This window comes from Microbacterium croceum (genome assembly GCF_023091245.1).
In the GTDB taxonomy this organism is placed as follows: domain Bacteria; phylum Actinomycetota; class Actinomycetes; order Actinomycetales; family Microbacteriaceae; genus Microbacterium; species Microbacterium croceum.
The window spans coordinates 1,351,619-1,375,461 of sequence record NZ_JAHWXN010000001.1 but is presented as its reverse complement, the minus strand read 5'-3'; the positions used below and the strand labels follow the sequence as shown (position 1 = coordinate 1,375,461).

Genomic DNA, 23,843 nt, shown 5'->3' with positions numbered 1-23,843 from the left:
TCCTGACGCGACGGATGCGGTCGGCTCTGCCGGTCACTCCACCGCGCCGACGAGACGCGCGAACGCGCTCAGGCGCGCGACGCCCTCCGGTGTGAAGGGCAGATCGTCCAGCAATGCTGGCGAGTGGATCAGATACGCGACGCACTGCGCGCGGGAGATCGCGACGTTGAGCCGGTTCTGCAGCAGCAGGAATTCCGGGCCACGAGGCGCATCCCGTCCGCTCGACGCGGCGAGCGAGGTGATGGAGACGACGGCCTCCTTGCCCTGGAAGTTGTCCACCGTGCCGACGGCGACGTCGGGGAACCCGGCTGCCGCCAGCGCCTCGTGCACGAGCTGACGCTGAGCGTTGTAGGGAGCGACCACGATGATGTCCGCCTGGTCCAGCGGGCGCGTCGTGGCTGGTTCGTCGTTGTCGGTGAAGGCGCGGCCCACGAGGTCCCGCACGATCGCCACGACCTCGGACGCCTCCTCGACGGACTGCGTGGCGTTGCCGCGATGACGCACCGGCACGATGTGAAGCCCCGGGTCGATGCCCTCGACCGACCGCCGCTCCGTCCCCGGCGCCGAGGCAAGCTTGCCCGCGTACGCGAGGCGTGACACCGGAGCGGCGACGAAGGGGTGCATCCGCCACGACTTCGCCAGGAAGTAGCCGTACTCCGGCCGGATGACGGCATCGCCGTCCATCACCCATCCGAGCGCCGAGGTATCGACCGGCTCGGGGTGGGCTCCCTGGCTCACCTGCGGGAGCTGCTGCGGATCGCCGAGCAGCAGAAGCCGCCGGGCGCCTGCCGCGACGGCGATCGTCGAGGCGAGCGAGAACTGACCCGCCTCGTCGATCACGAGCAGATCGAGCCCCCCGCGAGCGACGCGCGAGGTGTTGCTGAAGTCCCACGCCGTGCCGCCGACGACGACGCCCTCGTTCTTGTGCTCCGCCAGGAACGCCGCCATCCCGTTCTTGGGGATCACGGTGTACGACGGATCCGCATCCGGGTTCTTCGGCGCCTTCCCCACCTGCGCGGGAGAGACGCCGTGCGCGACCACACGATCCAAGAGCGTCTCGATGATCGCATGTGACTGCGCGACCACTCCGACCTTGAAGCCGTGCTCATTGACCAGCCGCGCGATCACCTGGGAACCGGTGAAGGTCTTGCCTGTTCCCGGAGGCCCCTGCACAGCCAGGTAGCTGCGGTCGAGGTCGAGAACCCCGCGCACGATCGCGTCGATCGCGTCATCTCCGGCTGCGGGAAGGGTCGCTCCGGAGAGCGTCCGCGGCGGCAGTCGCCGCAGGATGTCGGCCGCAGCATCGTCGGGAAACGCCGGGGCGGCCGCGTGCACGGAGTCGGCCCATTCGTCGATCGCGCCCTGCAGGGAGACCACCCGCGGCGGGGCAGCGGGTGTCAACGCGAGCGGCAGCTCGTCCCAGGTCTGCCCTTGGATCGCGGTCTCGGTGATGAGGTAGCCGTCGTCGAGCACGTCCGACACGGTCACGGTGTGGGGCACGTGCACTGCGCGCGACGGCACCTCGGTGTCGAACGGTGCGGGCACGAGGTACAGCGCGAACGGCTGGGCTCCGGCGCCGAGCGTCGTGCCGGGCGAGACCTCTCCTCTGACCTCGATCTCACGCGACATCACCCGACGTCCCTCGGCCACGCTCCATTCCCGACGAACCGTGGACGTGGCTCGATCGATCCGCACCACATCGCGCGTGCCGTCCCACATCGTGACGGGTTCGCGGAGCCGCTGGAAGTGCGAGACCCAGAAGCTCTTCGCCTCGCGGGGGAAGTAGTCGATCGCGGCCGCGGCGATGCGGTGCACCTGGCCGTCGTTCCCCGCGGACACGGCGCGCTCGGCATCGGCGAGAAGTGCCACCGATCGCGGCGAAGGCTCGTAGATGACCTCGTCGGCCGCGTCGGGCGGTGCCGGGTTCACGCCCTCTCGGCGCGCGATCTCGATCAGCCAGTTGCGCAACGCCCGCGTCGACACGCAGTCGTACCGGTTGTAGTCGGCGAGATCCGCCAGCACGGCATCGGCTTCGCGCCGCTCGCCGGCGGCGGCGAACTCGCGAGCCGCGACGTACTGCACGATCGAGTCGTCTCCCTTCTGCACGTCACTGGTGCGGACGTCGTCGCCCATGTAGAGCGGCTCGAGCTTCTTGATCGAGTACGAGCGCGATCCCACACGGACCGTGCGCAGCACCAGCGGGTACAGATCGACGAACACGCCTTCGCGCAGCAGCCGATCGACCTCGTTCTCCCGCACGCCGTGTCGCGCCGCCATCGCCACCAGATGCGAGGTCTCGTAGGGCGCGTAGTGGTAGATGTGCATGCCGGGGTGCGCCGCCCGACGCGCGTTCACGAAGTCGAGGAACGTCTCGAACGCCTGCCGCTCCTCGGCGAACGTGTGCGCCCAGAGGGCGGAGTACTGGTCGTCGTTGTCGACCCAGCCGAACAGGTAGTCGATGCCCCAGTGCGCCTCGCCGTCCGGCGCGGGCTCGGTGTACAGCGGGTCGCCTTCGAAGTCGAAGAAGATGTCGCCCCTGCTCGGGACGGGCAGCGTGTGGATCGCGGCCGCATAGTGCACGTCGTAGGTCGGGACGCCCTCGGCATCGGCGCGCAGCTGCACCCGCGCCTGCGCACGCAGATTCTCGAAGGTGTCGACGTTCATCCCCTCGGGAGCATCGACCGCCGCCGCGAGCGCATCGATCGTCTCGATGCCGCCGGCGCGAAGACGGGCACGCTGCACCGGGCGCATGCGCGCGACCATGAGCAGATCACGATGCGCGACGACCTGTTCCTCGCAGGTGGCGCAACGCCCGCACGCGACCACATCCAGATCGCCCCGGCCGTCGCCCCAGGCGAGCGGCGCTCCCGCCGCACCGTCTTCGATCCGCCGGTCGGCGATGAGCGCGCGCAGCCGGGCCCTGCGCACCTGGAACAGCGGGAGCAGGTCGTCGACGGCATGGGTGCTGAGGGTGCCGTCTCCCAGGATGAGATCGACTTCATCCGAGCGTGGGATTCCCAGACGGTCGAGCTGGTCGACGTATGCCGCCAGCTGCATGAGGGCGGTGACCCTGGCTTTGCGGGCGAGCTTGGAGTCCTGCACGCGCCAGCGGCGCTGGTCGTCTCGGCGGAGGAAGTCCGCGAAGCCGACGAACTCCTCGGTTGCGAAGGCCGCCTGGAACACCACGAGCGCATCCGAGCGCAGAGCCTCGACGGTCTCGGCCACCGCGGCGGCGAGCGCCTCGGCATCCACCGAGGACACCTTGTCGACCTGATGCACCTGCGCATCGCCGAGGTCGGCGACGTATCGGGCGAGGACGTTGCGCTCGTGCACGTCGCCGAGCAGCGCGGCACGGGCGAGCGTCGCGTCTTCCGGCTCTTCGACGGCGGGTACACGGCCCAGCTTCGCGTCGATCGCGCGACACCACGCGAACTCGCACTCGGCTGCGGCCTTGAGGTCGCTCGCGCTCCAGATGACGCGCTGGGCCTGAGTGTCTATCCGCACGATGCTCCATTTCCTCGGATGCTTCGACCCTAGCCGCGGCATCCGACACCGGAGTGACCGCGCGCGAAAGCGACGCCGGCGCTTAGCTCACCGTCGCGACGACGTCACTGCATCAGCGGCGGAGCAGCGCGCTCAGCGCCACCAGGTGTCGTCGGGGGTCACCGGGAGGTGGCGCTTATGCTGCGTGGCGAGGTACTTCGCCTCGATGCGACCGGCGACCTCCGGAGCCACCTCGCGCCCCTCGAGGAAGTCATCGATCTGCTCGTACGTCAGGCCGAGCTCGTCCTCGTCGGCGCGGCCGGGTTGCCCGTCGAGCAGGTCAGCGGTGGGCACCTTGAACGTCAGGCGATCCGGTGCGTCGAGCACCCGCAGCAGCGCACGACCCTGACGTTTGCTGAGGCCGGAGAGCGGAAGGATGTCCGCGGCGCCGTCACCGAACTTCGTGTAGAAACCCGTCACGGCCTCGGCCGCATGATCGGTGCCGATCACCAGGAGACCGTCGTGTCCGGCGAGCGCATACTGCGTCACCATGCGCACGCGCGCCTTGATGTTGCCGCGGTTGAAGTCGCTGATGTCCGACGTCACGGCGAACTCGATGTCCTCCTCGACCCCGTCGACGCCGTTCTGGATGTTCACCTCGACCGAAGCGTCCGCTCCGATGAACTCGAGCGCCGCATCGGCATCCGCTGCATCGTGCTGCACCCGGTAGGGAAGCCGCACGGCGAGGAACCTCGCCTCGCCACCCTCGGCGCGCACGCGCTCGACCGCGAGCTGCGCGAGACGCCCGGCGAGCGTGGAGTCCTGTCCGCCGGAGATCCCGAGCACGAAGCCCTTCGCCCCGGTCACACGCAGATAGTCGACCAGGAACTGCACACGCCGCTGCACCTCGGCCTCGGGATCGATCTCGGCCGAGACGCCGAGTGCTTCAGAGATCTGCTTCTGCAGGGACACGGGATCCTCCACTCTTCCTGGAATCAGTATCGCTCCTCCGTGTTACGTCAGGATGACATCGACACCGTCCGGCCAGGATGCCGACGGGCGGACCTGCGAGGATGGACGAGTGAAACTCCTCGTCGCCGCCATGGCCTCCGAACTCGAAGCATTCCCCGAGGAACTCGAAGGGTTCGATCAGCTCGTCACCGGCGAGGGGAAGCTCCAGGCCACCTATGCCCTCACGCGAGCTCTCGATGCGAAGCCGTACACCGAGGTCGTCGTGGTCGGCACCGCGGGCGGCATCGACCCGGACTTGGACGCCACGGCGCACGAGATCGGCAGTGCGCTGCAGCACGATGTGTTCGACCTCGACGGCATCCCAGGGCAGCATGTATCGCTCCCCGCGCGCGTGTCGACAGGCCGCGAGGGCGTGCTGATCGCGACCGGCGACAGCTTCGTCGGAGACGCCGGCATCACCGCCGTGATCCGGCCGTCCGGCGCAGGGCTGGTCGACATGGAGACCTACGCATACATCTGGGTCGCGAACCAGTTCGGCGTGCCGATCCGTGCCTTCCGTGCCATCTCCGACCGCGCGGAAGAGGGCGCGCTCGTCGACTTCCGTGCAGCGATCGCCCGCTGCAGCGTGCAGTTGCGCGAGGTCATCCGGCGCGAGTACGGGGTCTGACCCGGCTCGACGATCCGTCACGGCGCCCGGCGCAGGCTGCGTGCCAACAAGTAACCGCGAGCGGCATGGGCCGCACGCTCACCAGCAGACGGACGTCAGCGGGATTCGACGACGCTGGGGCCCTCCGGGGTCGCCCGCACCGTGAGCTGGGCCGGGATCTGCTCCTGCATCGCCTCGACGTGACTGATCACGCCGACGGTGCGCCCGCCCTGTCTGAGCTCGTCGAGAGTGCGCATCGCGATGTCGAGAGTGTCGCCGTCGAGCGATCCGAAACCCTCGTCGATGAAGAGCGTGTCGAGGCGGATGCCGCCGGCGCGCGCCGTGACGACCTCGGCGAGTCCGAGAGCGAGAGCGAGAGAGCTGAGGAAGGTTTCGCCGCCTGACAGGGACTGCGCGGGGCGGGTCTGTCCGGTGAAAGCATCGAACACCACGATCCCGAGGCCGGAGGCCGCCCCCCGGGCCGCGAGCGCGTCGGAGTGCTGCAGCTGGTAGCGGCCGGTCGACATGTCGCCGAGGCGCCGGTTGGCGGCCTCTACGATCTCCTCGAGCTCGGCGGCCAGCACGAAGGTCTCGAGCGTCATCTTGTGCGTGTTCGCTCCGCGCCCGGCGATCGTGTCGGCGAGGCCGCGCAGCACGTCGAACTCGGCCGTCTGCGCGGCGGTCATGGCATGCTCGGCGGCGGCGGAATCGACGAGACCGCCGAGGCGCTCCACGATGCCGGAGGCCCGTGCTGCCTCGTCGACGGCACGGCTCCACACGGCACGTGCCGTGGTGGACGCGGCCTCGGCCGGCGAGAGGTCGATCGGCTCCTCCGGAAGCGTGCGCAGTTCGAGCTCGAACAGGATCGCGCGCTCCTTCTCGCGCTGCACTGCGTGCGCGGTGATCCGCACGTCCAGGGCCTCGAGCGCGGCGGCAGAACGCAGCGCCTGGTGCACCGCGGCCGCATCGGCGAAAGGCGAGGAGGCGAGCGCGGCCTCCTGCTCCGCCCGGGTCTCCTCGACCGCGGCCTCACGGCGCCGACGCTCGGCCAGGGCGCCGGCCAGCGCCCTGGCCGCGGCGACCTGCGCTGCGGCCTCGGCGAGGCGCTCTGCGACGGTCGGCGCGTCGCCGCGGGCCTCTGCGATGAGCGCCTGCGCATCGGCACGGCGCTGCGTCAGCACCGCCTGCTGTTCACGCGCCGTCGCGAGCGCAGCCAGATCTGCCGCCCGGTCCTGCTCGAGGCCTTCAGCGCGTTCCGCCAGCTCTCTGAGCCGCGCATCGAGCGCGCGCGACTCCTCGGCAGCGGCGACACTGTCCGCATGCTCGGCGGTGACCGTCGCCACCTCGGCCTCCGCCTGCGACCGGCTGCGACCGTCGGCGCGGGCCGTGGCGACAGCGAGCTCGGCACGAAGCTCCGAAGCCTTCTGCGACGCGGCTCGTTCGCGCGCTGCGGCGTCGTCCCGCGCCCGTTCGGCCGCGGCCACGTCGTCGGCCGTCACCGGATCCGCATGCGCGGCGGGGGCCGGATGCTCGTGCGAGCCGCACACCGGGCACGGGTCGCCATCGGCGAGAACCGACGCGAGCTCACCCGCGAAGCCGTCCAGCCGTCTCTTCCGCAGCTGCGCGAGGGTCGTCTGCGCGGTCGCGTGCGCTGCACTGGCGGACGCGAGAGCCTGCTCCGCCGCGATCTGCTCGGCGTCGAGGCGCCCGACCTCGAGCACGGCGGCGGCTCGCGCCTGCGCCTGATCGAGAGCCACATGGAGGTCTGCTGCGCGGTCCGCACGTCGTCGGGCGTCGTCGCGTTGTGCGATCAGCTCGGTCGTCTGCGCCGGGAGTGCCGCCCGCTCGGCCTCCCGCTCATCGAGACGAGCCCCGATCACCGCGACGGCCGTCTCCGCGGCCTGCAGGTCATCGGAGAGCTTCTCGGCGTGCCGCTCGAGTTCGAGGGCGCGCTCCCAGGCGCCGGTCGCCCTGGTACGCTCGGCCGCCCATTCTTCGAGATCATCGGCCTCGATGTCGAAGGCGTCCCAGGCGGCCTGCGCACGCTGCGCGAGCTCTCCCGCACCCGCGAGTGCGGTCTCCGCGCGCTCCGCCGCGGTCAGCACCCCGCGGATGCTCTCCGCGGCACGCGCGTCGGCGAGCTCGGCGCGCGCCTGCGCGATGAACGGTTCCTCGGCGTCGAGCCGCGCGAGCGCCGCCCGCGCGCGGTCGCGCTCCGCCTGGTCCCGCTGCTCCTCACGGGCCGCGGCGAGTGCTGTGTCTGCCTCCGCGGATCGCCGCTCCGCGTCTTCACGCTCCGATGCTCGCCGCTCGGACCGGTACTCCGCCCGCGCCTGCGCGCGTCTCAGGTCGGCGAGGCGATCCTCGGTCGAGGCGCCGCCGCGAGGCGCGGCATCCGCGGCGGCAGACTCCTCGGACGGCTCGCCCCACAGCTCTGCTTCGTCGACCAGACGCTCCGCTTCCTCCAGGCGCGCGGTGACGGTCGCCACCCGGGCACCCAGAGCCTGCTCCGCGGCGCGACGCCGCTCGTCGAACCGCGCCTGCACGTCTTCGAAGCGCTGCGTGCCGAACAGTCGACGCAGCAGCGCCTGGCGATCCTTGCTGTTCGCGAGCAGGAACTCCGAGAACCGGTTCTGCGCCAGCAGGATCACCTGCAGGAACTGCTCCTTGCTCAGCTGCAGGATCTCGCCGAGCTCGTTGCCGACGTCGACCGCACGTGCGGCTCGACCGATCCATCCAGCATCCGTCCACTCGTCGAGCGCCACGGCCGCCGCCTGTTTCGTGAGGCCGCCCCCGCGCTTCGCCGGGCGCAGGTACTCGGGCGAACGGGTGACACGGAACCGGCCGGCCGGCGTGCTGAACTCGACCACCACCTCGGACGGATCATCAGGTTCGCAGTGGTCGCTGCGCAGCCGCTTCTCGCCGCCGTCGTAGCGCGGGACGCCACCGTACAACCCGAAGCAGACCGCGTCGAGGATGCTCGACTTTCCCGCTCCCGTGCGGCCCGCGATCAGGAAGATCCCGTCGTCGGCGAAGGCGTCGAAGTCGACGCTCTGACGGGCGCGGAACGGGCCGAACCCCTCCACCTCGAGGCGATGGAGTCGCATCAGACGAGCGCGTCCGCGCGCACGCGCTCGTCGAGCACGTCACGGATGAGCGCACTTTCTGCGTCACTCGCCCCCTGCCCCTCCCGCACATGCGCGAGGAATGCCTCGATCCGGTCGACATCGGTCACAGCGGAACGCAACCGCTGCACATAGGATCGTTCGTCCTTCACCGCGGCGACATTCGGCTGATGCTGCACCATCGCGCAATACGGGAAGCTCTCACGCAGGCGTCGCATCGGCTCGGTCTGCGGCAGCACGTCGGTGTACACCGCGCACACCCAGTCCTTCGCATGAGCGGCGACGTTCGCCTCGGAGAGGATCTCGGCGAGCGTGCCGGTGAGCGTCACGAGCCGACGCGGCACGGGCAGTTCGAGCCACGAGACCTCCGCCAGGCCGGCGGAGTCGAGATCGACGAGCCAGGATCCGCGCGGCTTGTGCTGTTCTCCGAAGCTGTAGTGCAGCGGCGCACCGGCGTAGCGCACGCGCTCACTGAGCTGCTGACGTCCGTGGATGTGCCCCAGCGCCACGTAGTCGGGGCCGTCGAACACACCGAGGGGGACGACGTCGAGCCCACCCTGACGCACCTCGCGCTCCAGCCCCGCTGTCGCGTCGACACCTGCTGCGAAGCAGTGGGCGATCGCCACGGAGCGGCCCGCGTGGGTGCTGATGCCGTCGCGCACGAGCTGCATCGCGTGCGCCATGGTCTGCGCCTGGGTGCGCAGCGGACGCCCCTCGGCATCACCATCGGGCCAGTACTGACGCACGATCGCGGGCTCGAGGTACGGGATGCCGAAGAAGTGCACCGGTCCATCGGCGTCGTCGATCGTCACGGGGGTTCCGATGCCGAGCGGATCGGTGAGCACGTGGATGCCGTCGCGCAGCAGTCGCGCCTGGAAGCCCAGCCGGGCTGCCGAATCGTGGTTGCCGCTCGTGACGATGACACGGGCGCCGGTGTCGTGCAGCGCCACCAGGGCATCGCCCAGCAGCGTGTAGGCGGCGGCGGCGGGCGTGGCGGAGTCGAACACGTCGCCCGCGATGACGACCACGTCGACGGAGTTCTCGCGCACCTGCGTCGTGAGCGCTCCGAGGACCTCGGCCAGCGCGTCCATGGTCGACGTGCCATGGAAGGTGCGGCCGATGTGCCAATCGGAGGTGTGCAGGATGCGCATACTCACACGGTACGAACCCCCGCCGACATTCGGGCCGAGGCGTGCCGTGGGCGACGAGGAGAACAGCGGAAGGTCCCCTGACCCACCCTCGTCACGATGATCGACACGCGGTGATGCATGGTGCGCAGTGCGCGATCACATGTGCAGCGTGCGGGGCTGCGCGATGCGTTCCGGGCTGCCCTCCGCCCCACATGAGCCGGATTGCCCCTCCGGCAGGGGTTGTGTCCGCCTCGTCGTGACTACCGACTTCCGCTGTTACTCCTCCAGGTCGTTGCTCCAGTTCGCCTGCTGGATCCGGTTGTCGAGCTCGCGCAGCTCCTGTGCGACGCGGTCAGCGCGTGCGCGCAGCGCGCCGACGGGGAGCGCCGAGACCTGGCGCAGCTCCGAGCGCATCTGCCTCAGGAACTGGTCGTTCGCACCCGATGCCGCCGCCGCCGCATCCACCAGCAGGGAGTGCTGCAGGCGGAGCACGTCGCGCGCGGCGAGCGCGTCGGTCATGGTGCCGTCTGCGCCGAGATCGAGACGCGCGTTCGTGGCGTTGATGCGGCGGATGAGCTGTCGTAGCTGCTCCAGCGCGGCATCCGCTTCGACGATCAGCGCGGCTGCGTCTTCGGCCGGCTCCTCGCCCTCCTGGTACCGGGCGTTGGCGGTGATCCGTGCGCGGAGCTGTTCGATGCGGCGCTGCAGATCGGCGCGCGCGGTGAGGGCTTCGGCGAGTTTCATGTCCTCATCCTGTCAGCCGGATCTCGCGTAACACAGCGTCACACACCCCCAGGGTCAGCGCACGCGCAGCAGCCCCGCATGCTCCGGGTGCGCGGCGAACCAGTCGGCGACGTACCAGCACACCGCGTCGATCTTCCGGTCACCCCGCGCGATGATGTCGGCCACCGCTCCCTCCACGACGACCCCCGCGTAGCCGTGGCCGCGGAAAGTCGGGACGGTGAAGGCCCTGGTGAGGGCGATGGTGCGTCCGTCGTCGCGGTAGTCGAGGACACTCACCAGGTTGCCGTCCCGGTGCAGCGTGTAGCGCGATGCGTCCTTCTCGTCGGTGAGCAGGAAGCCGGAGGCGAGCGTCGAGGTGGTCACCCTGCCACGTTACGCCCGCCGCACGAGGGTGTCGTCGTTTTGACACGGAGCGACACGATCCGACATAATCCCCCCATGACCACCAACGCACGCCCTTTGTCCGCCCAGGAGGCGAACAGGACTGCCGGGATGATGATGCCCGGTCGCGTTGGCATGTGTTGCCGAATGTGTCGCTGAACGAACAGCCACCCCGCCCGACTCGACTCTTCGCGATCTGCGAAGCCTGAGTCGCCGAGCATCCACCCTTTGCTCGCTTTCCGGCTCGCCCGGTCATTCATGCAACGCATCAGAGCCATATCGGCTCACGTCCTGAGGACTTCATCATCATGTCGAACATCGCACTCCTTGAGCGTCCCGCCGCCACCGCCGTCCCCACCGCACAGGATTCCCCCGCGCCGCTCGCCGCCGACCTCCCCGCCGTCCGCTCCCCCCGCGGCTTCGCCCTCTACGTCGGTCTCGACGAGATCAAGGCAGCCGAAGCCGGAGTGAGCCTCCCGCTGCTCGTCGACGCACTGCGCCGCACGCTCGCCGAGCTCGCCCCCGGCGCCGAGACGCACGCCACCGTCGCCCTCGCCCCGCACGGCTCCGGCGGTCGCGACCTCGACGTCGTGCGCCTCGCCCTGCACGAGCCCGGCGCGATCGCCCGTACCAAGGCAGCCGCCGAAGAGGATGCCACCGACGAAGAGGGTGGCGTCGTCGTCGACATCTCCCGCAAGCGGGTGCTGATCGACGGCGAATCCGCTGCCTTCACCTACAAGGAGTTCGAGCTGCTGCAGTACCTCGTGCTCCGCGAAGGACGCACGATCGAACGCAGCGAGCTCGTCTCCGCCCTGTGGCAGGCGCAGGATGACGAGACTCCCGGCGAACGCACGATCGACGTGCACGTGCGTCGCCTGCGCGCCAAGCTCGGTCGCTACGAGGACATCGTCCGCACCGTGCGCGGCATCGGCTACCGCTTCGACCGGCACGCCGACGTCGTGATCCGCTACGGTCACGGCACGCCTTCGCCCGACCGCTTCTGACCCGAGTCCACACCCGGGCACCGAGGTTCGACGTCCACAACTCAGGACTGTCGATACTCCGGAGCCCGAAATCGCAGTTCTGACCGGTGCACGTGGCCGAACTGCCTGAGTTGTGGCCGCCCCCGAACCCTGCCGAACAGCGAGCCGCAGCCGAGTGCGTCCGCCACAACTCAGGACGCCTGAGCGAGAACACGCGGATTCCGACGCGGCAACCCGCCGGTGGCGCCACTTCTTCCTGAGTTGTGGGTGCGCCCGAGTGTCGGGCCCGCCACGTAGTGTGGGCGCATGACCCTGACAGCGGACGCCGGAGCGGCCGATACCGCCATAGCGGAGCCGCCCAGGGAGACCGTGTACCGACCGGCGCACCCCGTCGACCTGCTCGCCACCGTCGGCATGCTCCGACGCGGCCGCACCGACCCCACCACCGTCATCGACGGCCCCGTCATCTGGCGCGCGCTCCGCACGCCGGCCGGCGTGGCGACTCTCGCCCTGCGCTCCGCGAGCGGTGAGATCCGCGCCTCGGCGTGGGGGCCGGGCGCCGAAGTCGCCCTGAGCCGCGTACCCCGCCTGTGCGGAGCGGACGACGATGCCGAGGGCTTCGACGCCTCGTTGCACCCCCTGATCGCCGAGTCCGCTCGCCGACACCCCGGACTGCGCCTCACCCGCACAGACGAGGTCTTCGATGCCCTCGCCTGCGCGATCATCGAGCAGAAGGTCACCGGCATGCAGGCCTTCGGCGCCTGGCGCGCCCTCGTGTCGCGCTTCGGCGAGCGCGCCCCAGGGCCGACGCCGCGCCCGATGCACGCCGCTCCGCCCTCGTCCGTGTGGCGCGGCATCCCTTCGTGGGCCTGGCACCGCGCAGGCGTCGAGCCCCCGCAGTCGAAGACGATCGTGCGTGCCGCCATGCGTGGCGACAGCATCGAACGCGCGGTGCACGCAGCCCCGACGGGAGCGGCTCGCGACCGCGTGCTCACGAGCCTTCCCGGTGTCGGCGTCTGGACTTCGGCGGAGACCCGCATCCGCGCCCTCGGCGACCCTGATGCCGTGAGCGTGGGCGACTACCACCTCGCGCACGAGGTCGGCCATGCGCTCGCGGGGAAGCGCACGGATGACGACGGGATGATCGAGCTGCTCGCCCCGTGGAGCGGGCACCGGCAACGCGTGATCCGGTTCATCGTCGCCAGCGGCGTGCACGAGCAGCGCCGCGGGCCCCGGTTGGCACCCGAGGACCACCGCGACCGCTGACCCCCAGCCCCTAGGCTGAGGGCATGAACGCACCCCGGCGCCTCGGTCTCCGCCTGCTCGTCACGATCGGCCTCTTCATCATCGGCGTCGTCGTGGGGCTGATCTTCCAGAACGTCTGGCTCGGCGTGCTCCTGGCCGCGATCATCTGGCTGGGCTGGTTCCTCGGCTATGAGTCCCGCCGAGGCCACAACGCCGGCGTGAACGACGAGGACCACGGCATCGAACTCTGAGTCCCGATCCACCGCACGCGCGGGAGCAATCCTGCTCCCGTCGCGCATCGACGATGAGACTGGGCACATGGCTCTTCTCGATCACCTGGGCATCACCGTCGCAGACCTCGAGCGCGGACGCGCGCAGTTCCACCCGATCCTCACGGCGCTGGGCTATCAGAGCGGCGGTGAGGACGACCACTCGATCTCGTGGCACAACGGCGATGAGACCGAGATGATCCTCTACGCATGGGACGAGGACTCCGCCCCACACCGGCACGGCCGAGTCGGCTGGCAGCATCTGGCGTGGGCGGTGGACTCCCGCGAGGAGGTCGATCGCCTGCATGCCATCGCCCTGGAGGCCGGGTGGACCGCCGTGCGCGACCCGAAGGAGTACCCCCGCTACAGCGACCGGTACTACGCATCGTTCGTCGAGGATGACGACGGCATCCGCATCGAGTTCATGCACAACCCGCCGCGCGACCCGGCTTGACGCCCGGGCGTGCCCCCCCCTAGTCTCGGAGGGCTGTGCCGATCGGCGCAGCCCCCAGCCGAGGAGACGACGGATGACCGCCCTGCGGAATCTTCCCCACGCAACGGCATTGCCGCTTCAGCAGAAGCGCAATGACCGTTTCGAGTCGTACCCTCCGGCACGCGCCGTGTGACAGCATCCGCTTTCACACAGCCCCGTACCGTCAGGTCCGGGGCCTTTCTCATGAGCATCCCGACCTGTGGCTGAACACCACCCAAGGAAAGGAATCATGGAGAGGCTCTCCGAACGGCTGCTGTCGTGGGCGTCGCTGATCGACGAGAAGACACTCGATCAGGCGCACACCACGGCCCGCATGCCGTTCATCCACCCGCACCTGGCGCTGATGCCGGATGCGCACCTCGGCAAGGGGGCGACGGTCGGCTCGGTCATCCCGACGCTCGGCGCGATCATCCCCGCGGCCGTCGGCGTCGACATCGGCTGCGGCATGATCGCCGTCCGCACGCAGTTCACGAGGAGCCACCTCGACGGGCGCGACCTCGCGGAACTCCGGGAGCAGATCGAGCGCGCCATCCCGCTGTCGGCCGGACGGTACAACCGCAAGATCGTGGCCACCGCCGAGCCGCGCATCGCCGAGCTCGAGGACCTGGCTGCGAAGCACGAGTTCGACCCCGAGACCTACGCGGGGAACTGGCGGCTGCAGCTGGGAACGCTCGGCTCCGGCAACCACTTCATCGAGGTGTCGGCCGACGAGCTCGACCGGGTGTGGCTGTTCCTGCACTCGGGATCCCGCGGCGTCGGCAACAAGATCGCCGGCCACCACATCGCCGTCGCGCAGCGGCTGGCGAAGCAGTGGTGGATCGACCTCCCCGACCCCGACCTGGCGTACCTGGTCGAGGGCACCCCGGAGTTCACCCGGTACATCCGGGAGCTGCGGTGGGCCCAGCACTTCGCCCTGCTGAACCGGGAGGAGATGATGGACCGGGTCATCCGTCAGGTGTCGGAGTTCCTCGGCTCGGCGGACGTGTTCGCGGCGCCGCACAGCTTGGGCCGGCACGCCGGGAACGTGTACCGGCATTTGCTCGAGCTCCCGCGCGAGGTCCCGCTGACGATCGACGACGCTGGAACCGTTGTGCAGGACCTCACCACCGTCATGCGCGCCCTCGCCCTCCACCTCGACGTCGACGGGTACCTGGAGACCCGGGCGGTCCGCTACCGGTACGAACGGGAGCGGTGGGATCAGTGGCTCAACCAGGTCACCTGGATCCACAAATCAGACTCGCACGGTCGCCGACGGCCCGCACGCCCCGATTCGACCGCGGTCCCGCTGTTCGAGAGCGCCACCATTCGCGGCCGCGACCCGAAGTACCCGCGGGAGCCTGACGGCAGCTGGGACCACTCCGCAGCGCTGCACCTGATCGCCGCCCGCCATGCCGCCTGATCGCGTTGCGACCGTGAGCAGCTGAATCGAACACACTGACATCACTCTGTGTTGCCCATACGAAAGTTGCCTTCCCGATCTAGCAGCGGGAAGGCAACGTTCGCACAGAAGGGCAGTGGTGCGGGCTACCGCCAGACCACGCTCCGCGCCGTGCGTGCCGGTCTAGGACAGGTCCTGGTCTTTCACTCCGGTTCGCCTTCCCCGTGGCCGGACGATTAGTGCGGCTCCCCCGAGAGCGGGGAGAATGAAGAGGATCACGTACTGCAGCCAGATCGGTTCGATGACAGGCTCGCTGATCAGCTGGATGCCGCAGAGGATCACGGCGGCGATCATTGTGCCGAGTCCGGTCAATCGCTCTTTGCCGGTGTGCACCATGCGAAGTGCGACGAAGAATCCCAAGCCGAGGGATGCAAAGGGAAGGCCGATGGCGCCGATCCAGCGCAAGAAATCACCCATGGTTAGTAGTCCCTCGTGACGAGAGCCCAGCAACTTCCTAGGCCGACAGCATTGAGCAGAATTGTTCCTCCCGACCTGAAAAGGCCTTCAAGTGCGTCGACCTGCTTCTTCGACAGGCTCGACTTGTTCTTGACGTACTTCTTCAGAGCCGCGATTACCTTGCCCATCTTCCCACCAAGCTGGTTGTAGAACTTGATGGCCTTCTTGAGGGACTTTACAATCTTGTCCGCTTTGAGGAACACCTGAAGCACCTTCGCGCCAGCGAGAGCGAGCCCGGCGATTTCTGCAGCGCAGCCGGCGGCCGCCTTGATCACAGCCCACATGTCGGGGTCCGCCACCACGGGGAACTGAATAGTGGGATCGCTGAGGTCGACGTTCTGGGTTACCGTGTTGCCGGCGACTTCGAAGTATGTGGGCACATCCTTCCCAGTCGCATCCTTCGCCCATGGCGTCTCCAGGAAGCCGATCGCCGTTCCCGATGCGTCCGCAATCCGGACGCCACCGCTCTCGGTGAGGGCAACTGAGCCGCCCGCCGGTACGTTGACGGGGTACGCGAACGAGTCCGGGGCGCTGGCGTTCATCAGAACCGTGTTGATCGTCACGCTTCCGCCCGCGTAGGGGTCGCCGCGTCTCCCTCGCTGCTGAGTAGGTGGCGAAACAGGTGGCCGTGGCTCCTCGCCCTCGATGGTTTCGACGAGGTCGTCGAGTCGACACTCCGTCATCGCATCATCGAACAGATTTCGGAGTTCGTGAACGACTGCGAGGCCGAAGACGCAGACGTCATGACCGTCCTCACCACACGTCCTCTCGGATTCTCCGAGGAGATCGGGAAAGGCCTATTCGAACAGATCAATCTCACCGGTCGACGAGCAGGAGCGCATCAACTGCCACCACAACTTCACCGAGTCGGAGAAGCACTTCGGCAAGCAGGTGTGGGTGTCGCGCAAGGGAGCGATCCAGGCGGATGCCGGTCGGCCGGGGCTCATCCCCGGGTCGATGGGCACCGCGTCGTACGTCGTGGAGGGCCTCGGCGACCCGCTGTCGCTGAACTCCTCACCGCACGGCGCTGGACGGGAGTACTCTCGGTCGGCCGCGCGGAGGACGTTCACGCACGACCAGCTGCGGGAGGCGATGACGGGGATCGAGTTCCGCGACACGGACGCGTTCATCGACGAGATCCCGCAGGCGTACAAGCCGATCGACCAGGTGATGGCGGATGCCGCGAGCCTCGTATCGATCCGGCACACGCTGCGCCAGCTGGTCAACGTGAAGGGCGACTGATCTCTGGGCGGGTGGCGGCTTCCCCGTCACCCGCTCAGAGGCCGCTGGCGCTGTGCGGCCAGAATACTGCGCGCCGGCTGGAGCGTTCATTACACTGTCGACCGAACCGGGAAGGCCGCGTACATCGCCATGCAGGTCCCGGTCGCAGCCATCAGGAGGCACGGATGTTCGTTCGCGCTGACGATCTCGCCGCGGCGCTGAGGTTCATCACTTCCGGCTCCTGCGTCAGCATCGTCGGACCTGACGGGAGCGGCCGGTCCGTGCTGTTGCGCGAGATCGCGGGGAGCCTGGAGCAGCGCGGCTACACGACCATTCGGATCGTCGGTGTCGAGGCGCTTCGGCGGGTCCCTCTCGGCGCGCTCGATCTCGCCGGAGAGGTCTCGAAGCCGTCGCCCATGCTCGCCGTGGGCCAGGTGGTCGCCGCGATCGCGGAGCGTGTGGTGGACCGACGCTGCGTGATCCTCGTCGACGACGCCGAGTTCGTCGACGAGGAATCCTGGGGTGCGGTGGCGGCGGTGCACGCACGCACGGGCGCGGTGATCGTGACGACATCGAGCTCTGCCGTCGACGGCGGCGCGAAACGCCTGCACGCGATCGCCAGCCAGGCGGCGGAACTGCGCCTACGTCCGATCAGCTTCGAAGCCGTGTCGGATCTGATCCACGAGCAACTCGGCGGCCCCGTCGATACCGGCCTCGTCGGACGCGTGTACACGCGATCGGCAGGAATACCCAGTCTCGCGGTGGCGATGACCACCGCCGCCCAGGCTTACGGCCACATCGTGCGCACCGACGACATCTGGACGACGAACGGCGAGCTGTGGCACGACGCGATGTCGGGCGCCGTCGAGCACCTGCTCGCCCCGTTGGATGCCACCGAGCTCGAGGCCGTCGAGACTCTCGCACTCGCTGGCGTCCTCGACATCGACACCGCGTCCGAGCTGGTGGGGCGCGAACTCATCGAGACGCTCGAAGCCAGCGGACTCCTCCTGAGCATCGAGCCCTTCGGACGGCTGTCGGTCGCCGTCACTCCCCCGCTGATCGCCGACTACTTCCAGAACCGGCCGACGTCCAGCCGGCGATCCCGGATCCTGAATCGCATCCAGAATCAGTTCGGCGCCGATGGACCGGACCCTTCGGCCGCCGGACTCGTTCCTCCCGCCGGTCTCGATTCCTCGCTCGAACCGGATGCTGCGGAGATGTCCGTGATCCGGCTGATCCGAGATCGACATGCTGCCCAGCTCTCGGCGCGGCGTCGTGCGTGGGAACGCGATCCCCATGCGGCGGCAGCGATCGAGTATCTCTTCGTCCTGTTCGATCAACGCCACGACCCCGGCACCGCTCTGCGGGTCTTCGAGCGCACCGACACGACGGGCGGCGACGCCAGAGCGCTGGCGATGTTCCGCATCTTCCAGGCGCGGTGGTACGCGCTGGCAGCCGGCGACGGCGCCGAAGCACGCCGCCTGCTCGCAGCCGCCGCACGAGAACAACCGCGCTATCGAACCATGTTCGACGTCTGGTCGACGCAGCTGGAGATCGGCATCGACGGAACTCGACCCGAGCATGTCCAACGGCTTACCGCGCTGACGGGACGGGACGCGACGACTGAGAGCTCGATCTTGGCAGTGCTCGTGACAGCGTTGATCCTGCGCGGCCATGCGCCGGCTGCAATGGAGAAGCTCGCCGGCTCGGATGACACCTCCACCAAGCTCGGGCGAGTGCTGGCGCTGCTGCGTGGGTGGGCGATGTTCGGCAGCGGCGCCGTGCGGGACGCATACGAGTGGGCTGTCGTCCACATCGAGCAGAGCCGTGTGGAGCTCGACCTGGAGAACCTGCGGGGGCACACGTATCTCGCGGCGGTGTCGGGCATCGTGCTCGGCAGATTCCGCACGGCAGAGCTGCATCTGGGGCGGTTCCTGGCGCTCGGGGAACCCGGACTGGGTCAGGAGGGGACCCGGATGGGTGCCCTCGCGCTCGCGGCGGTGCTGGCTGCGCGCGCCGGCCGACACGGCACCGCCGAGTCGCTCGCGTCGCAGGCCCTCACGACCGGCGTCAGAATCGGACCATGGCCGGGGATGGTCGCCGCCCTGCCGGAGATCGTATCCGCCTTGCTCGCGGGAGAGTCACGGCGGGCAGAAGAGCTGCTGCACGAACAGATCGTTCTCCTGCGCGCGCGCGGCTATCTGCTCGCTGCGGCGACATTGCGCATCATCACGACCGGACTCGGTGCATCGACGATCCCGCGGACGACCGGAGACCCGGAGCTCGGCGCCCTGGATGGGACGCTGGTGAGGCCGGTCTTCGACTTGCAGAAGGCGATCCTCGACGAGAATGCCGCGGACCTGCGTCGGCTCGGGGCGTGGTTCGAGGGCGAGGGGCGCGTCGAGCATGCCCTCATCGCGTTCACCCACGGGCGCGATGCAGCCGCTCGGCACGGAGATCAGGCCGCTGCCGACGCGTTGTCCTCCGACCTCGCGAACCTGCACGCACGCCGCGACCCGCTCGATCTCTTGCCGAGAGCGGGACGCGGCGACGCCCAGAAGCGACTTTCGACCCGCGAACTCGAGGTCGCGCGACTCGCTGCACACGGCCAGTCCAATCAGGAGATCGCCGAGCTCCTGCACATCAGCCCGAGAACGGTGGAAAGTCACCTTCTCAAGGCGTTCCGAAAGCTGCAGATCTCGGCGCGCGCTGAGCTCGCAGCCTTCTCCTGGGCCTGAATCCCTCCCTGCGCCTGCCCGAAGGATCGTGACCGGCCGATGCTCCGTGGTGTGCTACGGAGTCGCCAGCGGCATGCATGCGGGACGGTCGCGCAGGCACTGATCTCTTCGCGCTGATCACGGAGCTCGACGCGCAGCATCCGTCTCTCGCTGAAAACTGGGGGCATCGGACGGCGCGATCTCCCGAGTTCATCGCGTCCTGCCTCGAGAAAGGACATCGCCGCATGGCGCACCCGAACACCCACACCTCACGGAAGTCCCCGCCGGGGGCGCGTCGACCGCGCGGGAGACGCGCAGGTCGATTCACCGTCGCCACCCTCGCGGGCGCGGCGATCATGATCCCCGGAGCGCTGGTCGACACGGCCCCGGCGCACGCGGCCGAGCCATTCGACTGCTCGACGATCTACGCGATCAATGCCAACAACGGCAACGGCAGCACGCTGTGGAGTCTCGACGCGATCAGTGGCGCCCAGACCACTATCGGAACCATCGATGAGGGGGCGGATCCCACCTCGCTCTTCAACGGGCTCGGTGTCGCGGTCACGCCGGAGCATCCCGACGGCGCGGCCTTCGCCATGCGGTGGGACCCCTGGACCACGAACGACGCCGGCGCTCTGGCGACCTTCGACTTCGCGACCTCGACGACGACCACGTCGCCGGTGGTCCGCATGCCTGCCGGCTGGGGCGCGACTCAGACCCACGGGGCTTACGACTCTCACTCGCGGCTGTTCTTCCACGGGGCTGCGACCGGAGGCCAGCTGCACCTCGAGGCGCGCGACCCGTCCACCGGTGATCGCCAGGGCCGAATGGCCATCAGCTTCTCGGCAGCACCGGCCCCCGGCAGCAACGGCGACATCGCGTTCGACCGCGACGGCAACCTCTACATCGTCATGAGTTCGGCCAATGATGCGGCGATCTACTCGGTCGACGTGCACGACATCGCTCTCGCGTCGAGTGCGCCGTACCCGACGGTGCGCGCAACCCGCATCCAGTCCTTCCGCGTCGATGACACCGATGGACTCGGAGTCAACGGCATCGCCTTCGGCAGCGACGGCCACCTGGTCGTCAGCACCGGGCTGGAACTGCTCCGCGTCAACCCCATGTCGGGAGCCGTGACCAGCCACGTCACGTTCACCGAGCCCGGCATCGTGGACATCGCGTCGTGCTCCTCTCCCAGCCGCCTCACCCTGCAGAAGGACTTCCCCGAGGGCAGGCACTCCGAGGATCCCGCCGACCAGGTGCGCCTGTCCGTCTCCGGCGACGGACTCACCGATCTCTCCGTCACCACCACCGGCACCTCTCCTGGGGTGCAGCAGCGACGGCTCACGCTTCCTGTCCTCCCTGGCGCGACGATCGAGATCGAGGAGACAGGTGCCGGTGCTGAGCAGGAACGGTACCACTCCTCGTGGAACTGCATCGACGATGCATCCGGCGCGATCCTCGCTTCCGGCGACGGCACCCACGGGAGCCTCACGGTCCCCCGTGTGGCCGACGGCGTCGGGCTGCTCTGCACATTCGTCAACTCCCCGCGCGGCGACGGCGAGATCACTCTGACGAAGACGGCGGATGTCGCCGAAGCGCGTCAGGGCGACACCGTGACGTACTCCTTCGAGATCACCAACACCGGCACCAGTCCGTTGAGCGATGTCACGGTGGAGGAGGTGGCGTTCAGCGGGTCCGGCGCCACCCCCGAGGTGACGTGCCCCTCGCAACCGCTCTCCCTCGCCGTCGCCGAGACGGTCGTGTGCTCGGCGACCTACACGGTGCTGCAGGCGGATGTGGACCGCGGCTCGGTCGAGAACACCGCGACCGCCACGGGTACGACACCCGATACCGGACGCATCACGTCGCCTCCCTCACAGGTGGTCGTGAGCACCCCCGGGGCTCCGGGGCTGGCGATCGTGAAGTCCACGGATGCGGAAGCCTTCTGGAGCGGCAGCGTCATCGACTACACCTTCGTCGTGACCAACACGGGCGAACTCACCGTGACGGACGTGCGTGTCGACGAGACCGCCTTCAGCGGCGCCGGTCAGGTGCCCGAAGTGACCTGCCCTCCTGATGCTGCCGCACTCGCTCCCGGCGAATCGATGACGTGCACGGCGAGCTACACCGTCCATGACGCCGACCTCGCGGCAGCGACGATCGACAACGCGGCGATCGCCGTCGGGCAGACGTCGGGAACCACGGTGGAGTCATCTCCCTCGGAGGCGACCGTTCCGCGCGGCGCCGGCGAGGTGTCCCCGGAGGAGACCGGCGAAGCGAAGACGCCGCCCGCGGAGGAGACTCCATCGGCAGAGAAGGAGATCACCGCGGAGGCGCTCGCCAACACGGGTAACGACCTCACCTTCGCCGTGGTAGCGGCTGCTGTCGCTACGGCGATGGCGCTTCTCGGAGCGGCACTCGCTGTCGCCCGACGCCGAGCGGCAGCCGTCACGGACTGACCGCCGCACAGACCGCCCCGGGGCTCGACGCATTCCCACCCCACTCCCCTGTCGAGCCCCGGGGTGTTTCCCTGCCCGCACCCGCACTGCACACGACAGCCTCCGCCGCAGCTGTCCACGAACCGTGCGTGCGGGCCCGATCCCCCACGTCCGGCGGTGGCAGACTCCGAGGATCGATGCCAGCATGAGGGAGTGGGACTCATGAACGACGCGCAGAGCTGGGCCATGATCGGAGCGTTCAGCGCCCTCATGATCGGCATGCTGACCGTGATCTCCACGCGCTTCGTCCGCGTCGTCCGCAGTGAGATCGGCGGGCTGCGCAACGAGATGAACGGTCAGATCGGCGGGCTCCGCAACGAGATGAACGGTCAGATCAGTGGGCTCCGCAACGAGATGAACGCGAGGTTCGACGCCGTGGGCAGCCGCATCGACGGGCTCGATCGGGACGTGCAGGCGCTCGTGAAGCGCACCTTCGGCTTGGATCGCGAATGACGCCGCTGCCGTTCCGTTCTGCGGATGATCCTGCACCACGACGCTGACGATCCGCTGGTTCGGAGATGTCGGGCAGCACCCCTCCCCCGATGAAGTGCCGCTAGCGCGGGTCTGCGACGATCGGCGTGAGCTCGGCGTCGAGGGGAGGATCTGTGAACGCGGCCTTCGGCACGAACACGAGCAGAACGGCCGCCGCAAGAGCCGTGACTCCGCACACGATCCACACCGTGAAGTAACCGGCCAACGACCCCGCCGTCCCCTCGGCGGCACCAGCGGTCGCGCTCACGCCGTGGAGGAGCGCGATGCCGAAGACACACGACGCGATCGCGCCGCCGATTGTCTTGACCGAGTTGGTGAGGCCGGTCGCGACGCCCGTCTGCGAGGCCGGAGCAGCCGAGGCCGCCGCCGCGGGAAGAGCAGCGACGAGTGCGCCCGAGCCGATTCCGACGATGACCATGTTGGTGATGACCTGGGCGTAGGCGTCGTGGAACGGCAGGAACATCAGGAATCCCACCCCGACCAGAACCGAGGCTCCCATCAGGGTGATCCGCGGCGAGATCCGGCGGGCGACGAAGGGGAACGACAACGCTCCAGCGATCATCGCGATCAGATACACACCGATGATCAGCGACGTCGCGAAGCCGGTGGTGCCGAGGCCGTAGCCGTACACCGACGGATCGGTGCGAGCGAAGGTCGACAGCGGCGCCTGGGCGCCGAGCACACTGACCCCGAACAGACCGGCCGTGAGGAAGACCGGCCCCAGCGCGGGCGAGCGGAACATGCGCACATCGATCAGCGGGTCGTCGTGGCGCAGCTCCCAGAGAGCGAACGGGATCACCAGCAGCACCCCGAACACCACGACCGCCCACGACCAGGGGTTCACCAGGCCGCCGTCGAGGCGCAGCAGGCTGAGTCCGCCGGTGAAGCAGATCAGCGCCAGCGAGATCAGGATGAGGCCGACCGTGTCGAAGACGCCGCCCGTCGGCTCCGGCGACTCCTTGACCCCGAACAGGATCACGAAGAAGCACACGACGATGAGCACCGCAGGCACCAGCAGCACCATCGTGAGCGGGAGCACATCGATGAGCGCGCCACCCACCAGGGCGCCGATGATCGCACCGCCTTCCAGCGCGGCGACCAGCAGCCCCGCGGCCTTCGCCGTGATGCTGGCGCGCCCCTCCATCCGGCGGGAGCGCGACCAGATGAGCGCGATCTCCAGCGGCAGCCACACCACGTAGAAGCCCATCAGCGCCCACGCCGCGAGGAAGATCGGGAACGAGTCCGTGAACGGAAGCACGAGCGCGGCCGCCGCGGTCAACGCCGTCGAGATCAGCAGCATCCGCTTGTGCCCGACCATATCTCCCAGCTTCGCGAATGCGGGGACGACGAGTGCCGACAGCATCAGCTGCGCACCCTCGAGCCAGTTGACGTCGGCGTCGTGGATGCCCAGATGACGGGCGATGTCGGTGAGCATCGGCGTGTAGTAGCCCTGCAGCACACCGCTCGTGAACTCGACGAAGGCAAGGAAGCCCACGACGACCGCGAGGGTGCCCAATGTCCGACTGCGCGTCATCGCGTCTCCTGCT

18 protein-coding genes and 1 pseudogene are annotated in these 23,843 nt (G+C 68.9%); 10 read left to right on the top strand and 9 right to left on the bottom strand.

Translation table 11 applies throughout. From position 1 onward, the window contains the following. Positions 1-33 precede the first annotated feature (33 nt). Positions 34-3,504, bottom strand: a complete 3,471-nt coding sequence (locus KZC51_RS06500) for a TM0106 family RecB-like putative nuclease (RefSeq protein ID WP_247629192.1) — start codon at positions 3,502-3,504, stop codon at positions 34-36. Between the two features lie 132 nt (positions 3,505-3,636). Beyond that, positions 3,637-4,455 (bottom strand): NAD(+) synthase, encoded by an 819-nt coding sequence (gene nadE / locus KZC51_RS06495; RefSeq protein ID WP_247629191.1) that lies wholly within the window; start codon positions 4,453-4,455, stop codon positions 3,637-3,639. 109 nt (positions 4,456-4,564) lie between these two features. Here nadE and KZC51_RS06490 point away from each other — a divergent pair, with 109 nt between their 5' ends. Beyond that, entirely contained in the window at positions 4,565-5,122 is a 558-nt protein-coding gene (locus KZC51_RS06490; protein WP_247629190.1) for a phosphorylase family protein, read from the top strand. Positions 5,123-5,217: 95 nt separating this feature from the next. Here KZC51_RS06490 and KZC51_RS06485 read toward each other — a convergent pair whose 3' ends face one another. The 4 genes from KZC51_RS06485 to KZC51_RS06470 all read right to left on the bottom strand — a co-directional run bounded on the left by KZC51_RS06485 (position 5,218) and on the right by KZC51_RS06470 (position 10,463). Then, positions 5,218-8,208: an AAA family ATPase gene (locus tag KZC51_RS06485; protein WP_247629189.1), complete on the bottom strand. Its 2,991-nt coding sequence runs from the start codon at positions 8,206-8,208 to the stop codon at positions 5,218-5,220. Continuing rightward, positions 8,208-9,377: an exonuclease SbcCD subunit D gene (locus KZC51_RS06480; protein ID WP_247629188.1), complete on the bottom strand. Its 1,170-nt coding sequence runs from the start codon at positions 9,375-9,377 to the stop codon at positions 8,208-8,210. The genes KZC51_RS06485 and KZC51_RS06480 overlap by 1 nt, the downstream gene beginning before the upstream one ends. 255 nt (positions 9,378-9,632) lie before the next feature. Continuing rightward, positions 9,633-10,100 (bottom strand): DIP1984 family protein, encoded by a 468-nt coding sequence (locus KZC51_RS06475; protein WP_247629187.1) that lies wholly within the window; start codon positions 10,098-10,100, stop codon positions 9,633-9,635. A gap of 54 nt (positions 10,101-10,154) precedes the next feature. Continuing rightward, a complete protein-coding gene (locus KZC51_RS06470; RefSeq protein WP_247629186.1) occupies positions 10,155-10,463 on the bottom strand; it encodes a GNAT family N-acetyltransferase in 309 nt (102 codons plus the stop codon). A gap of 326 nt (positions 10,464-10,789) precedes the next feature. On the opposite strand from KZC51_RS06470, the gene KZC51_RS06465 reads away from it, so the two are divergent. From KZC51_RS06465 to KZC51_RS06445, 5 genes are all read left to right on the top strand, one after another. Next, the gene (locus KZC51_RS06465; protein ID WP_247629185.1) at positions 10,790-11,485 is read left to right on the top strand and encodes a winged helix-turn-helix domain-containing protein; all 696 of its coding nucleotides are present in this window, start codon (positions 10,790-10,792) and stop codon (positions 11,483-11,485) included. Positions 11,486-11,770: 285 nt separating this feature from the next. Next, positions 11,771-12,730 (top strand): DNA-3-methyladenine glycosylase family protein, encoded by a 960-nt coding sequence (locus tag KZC51_RS06460; protein ID WP_247629184.1) that lies wholly within the window; start codon positions 11,771-11,773, stop codon positions 12,728-12,730. 23 nt (positions 12,731-12,753) lie between these two features. Further along, positions 12,754-12,960 (top strand): hypothetical protein, encoded by a 207-nt coding sequence (locus KZC51_RS06455; RefSeq protein WP_247629183.1) that lies wholly within the window; start codon positions 12,754-12,756, stop codon positions 12,958-12,960. A 67-nt stretch (positions 12,961-13,027) separates the two neighbouring features. Beyond that, positions 13,028-13,432, top strand: a complete 405-nt coding sequence (locus KZC51_RS06450; RefSeq protein ID WP_247629182.1) for a VOC family protein — start codon at positions 13,028-13,030, stop codon at positions 13,430-13,432. 268 nt (positions 13,433-13,700) lie between these two features. Beyond that, positions 13,701-14,870, top strand: a complete 1,170-nt coding sequence (locus KZC51_RS06445; RefSeq protein WP_247629181.1) for an RtcB family protein — start codon at positions 13,701-13,703, stop codon at positions 14,868-14,870. Positions 14,871-15,032: 162 nt separating this feature from the next. Here the strand turns inward: KZC51_RS06445 and KZC51_RS06440 are convergent, their stop codons facing one another. Together KZC51_RS06440 and KZC51_RS06435 are read right to left on the bottom strand one after the other, a co-directional pair. Then, positions 15,033-15,326 (bottom strand): hypothetical protein, encoded by a 294-nt coding sequence (locus KZC51_RS06440; protein ID WP_247629180.1) that lies wholly within the window; start codon positions 15,324-15,326, stop codon positions 15,033-15,035. A 2-nt stretch (positions 15,327-15,328) separates the two neighbouring features. After that, entirely contained in the window at positions 15,329-16,048 is a 720-nt protein-coding gene (locus KZC51_RS06435) for a hypothetical protein (protein WP_247629179.1), read from the bottom strand. A gap of 139 nt (positions 16,049-16,187) precedes the next feature. Between KZC51_RS06435 and KZC51_RS06430 the strand changes: the two are divergent. The 4 genes and pseudogenes from KZC51_RS06430 to KZC51_RS06415 form a co-directional block, all read left to right on the top strand. Further along, a pseudogene (locus KZC51_RS06430) lies at positions 16,188-16,607 on the top strand (RtcB family protein); the annotation flags it as partial. 164 nt (positions 16,608-16,771) lie between these two features. Further along, positions 16,772-19,324: a LuxR C-terminal-related transcriptional regulator gene (locus tag KZC51_RS06425; protein WP_247629178.1), complete on the top strand. Its 2,553-nt coding sequence runs from the start codon at positions 16,772-16,774 to the stop codon at positions 19,322-19,324. 224 nt (positions 19,325-19,548) lie between these two features. Beyond that, positions 19,549-21,765, top strand: a complete 2,217-nt coding sequence (locus KZC51_RS06420) for a CLIPPER-2 domain-containing protein (RefSeq protein ID WP_247629177.1) — start codon at positions 19,549-19,551, stop codon at positions 21,763-21,765. A gap of 201 nt (positions 21,766-21,966) precedes the next feature. Continuing rightward, positions 21,967-22,257 (top strand): hypothetical protein, encoded by a 291-nt coding sequence (locus KZC51_RS06415; RefSeq protein WP_247629176.1) that lies wholly within the window; start codon positions 21,967-21,969, stop codon positions 22,255-22,257. Positions 22,258-22,357: 100 nt separating this feature from the next. Here KZC51_RS06415 and KZC51_RS06410 read toward each other — a convergent pair whose 3' ends face one another. Continuing rightward, complete coding sequence (locus KZC51_RS06410; RefSeq protein ID WP_247629175.1) at positions 22,358-23,830, bottom strand: MFS transporter; 1,473 nt, start codon at positions 23,828-23,830, stop codon at positions 22,358-22,360. Between the last annotated feature and the right edge of the window lie 13 nt (positions 23,831-23,843).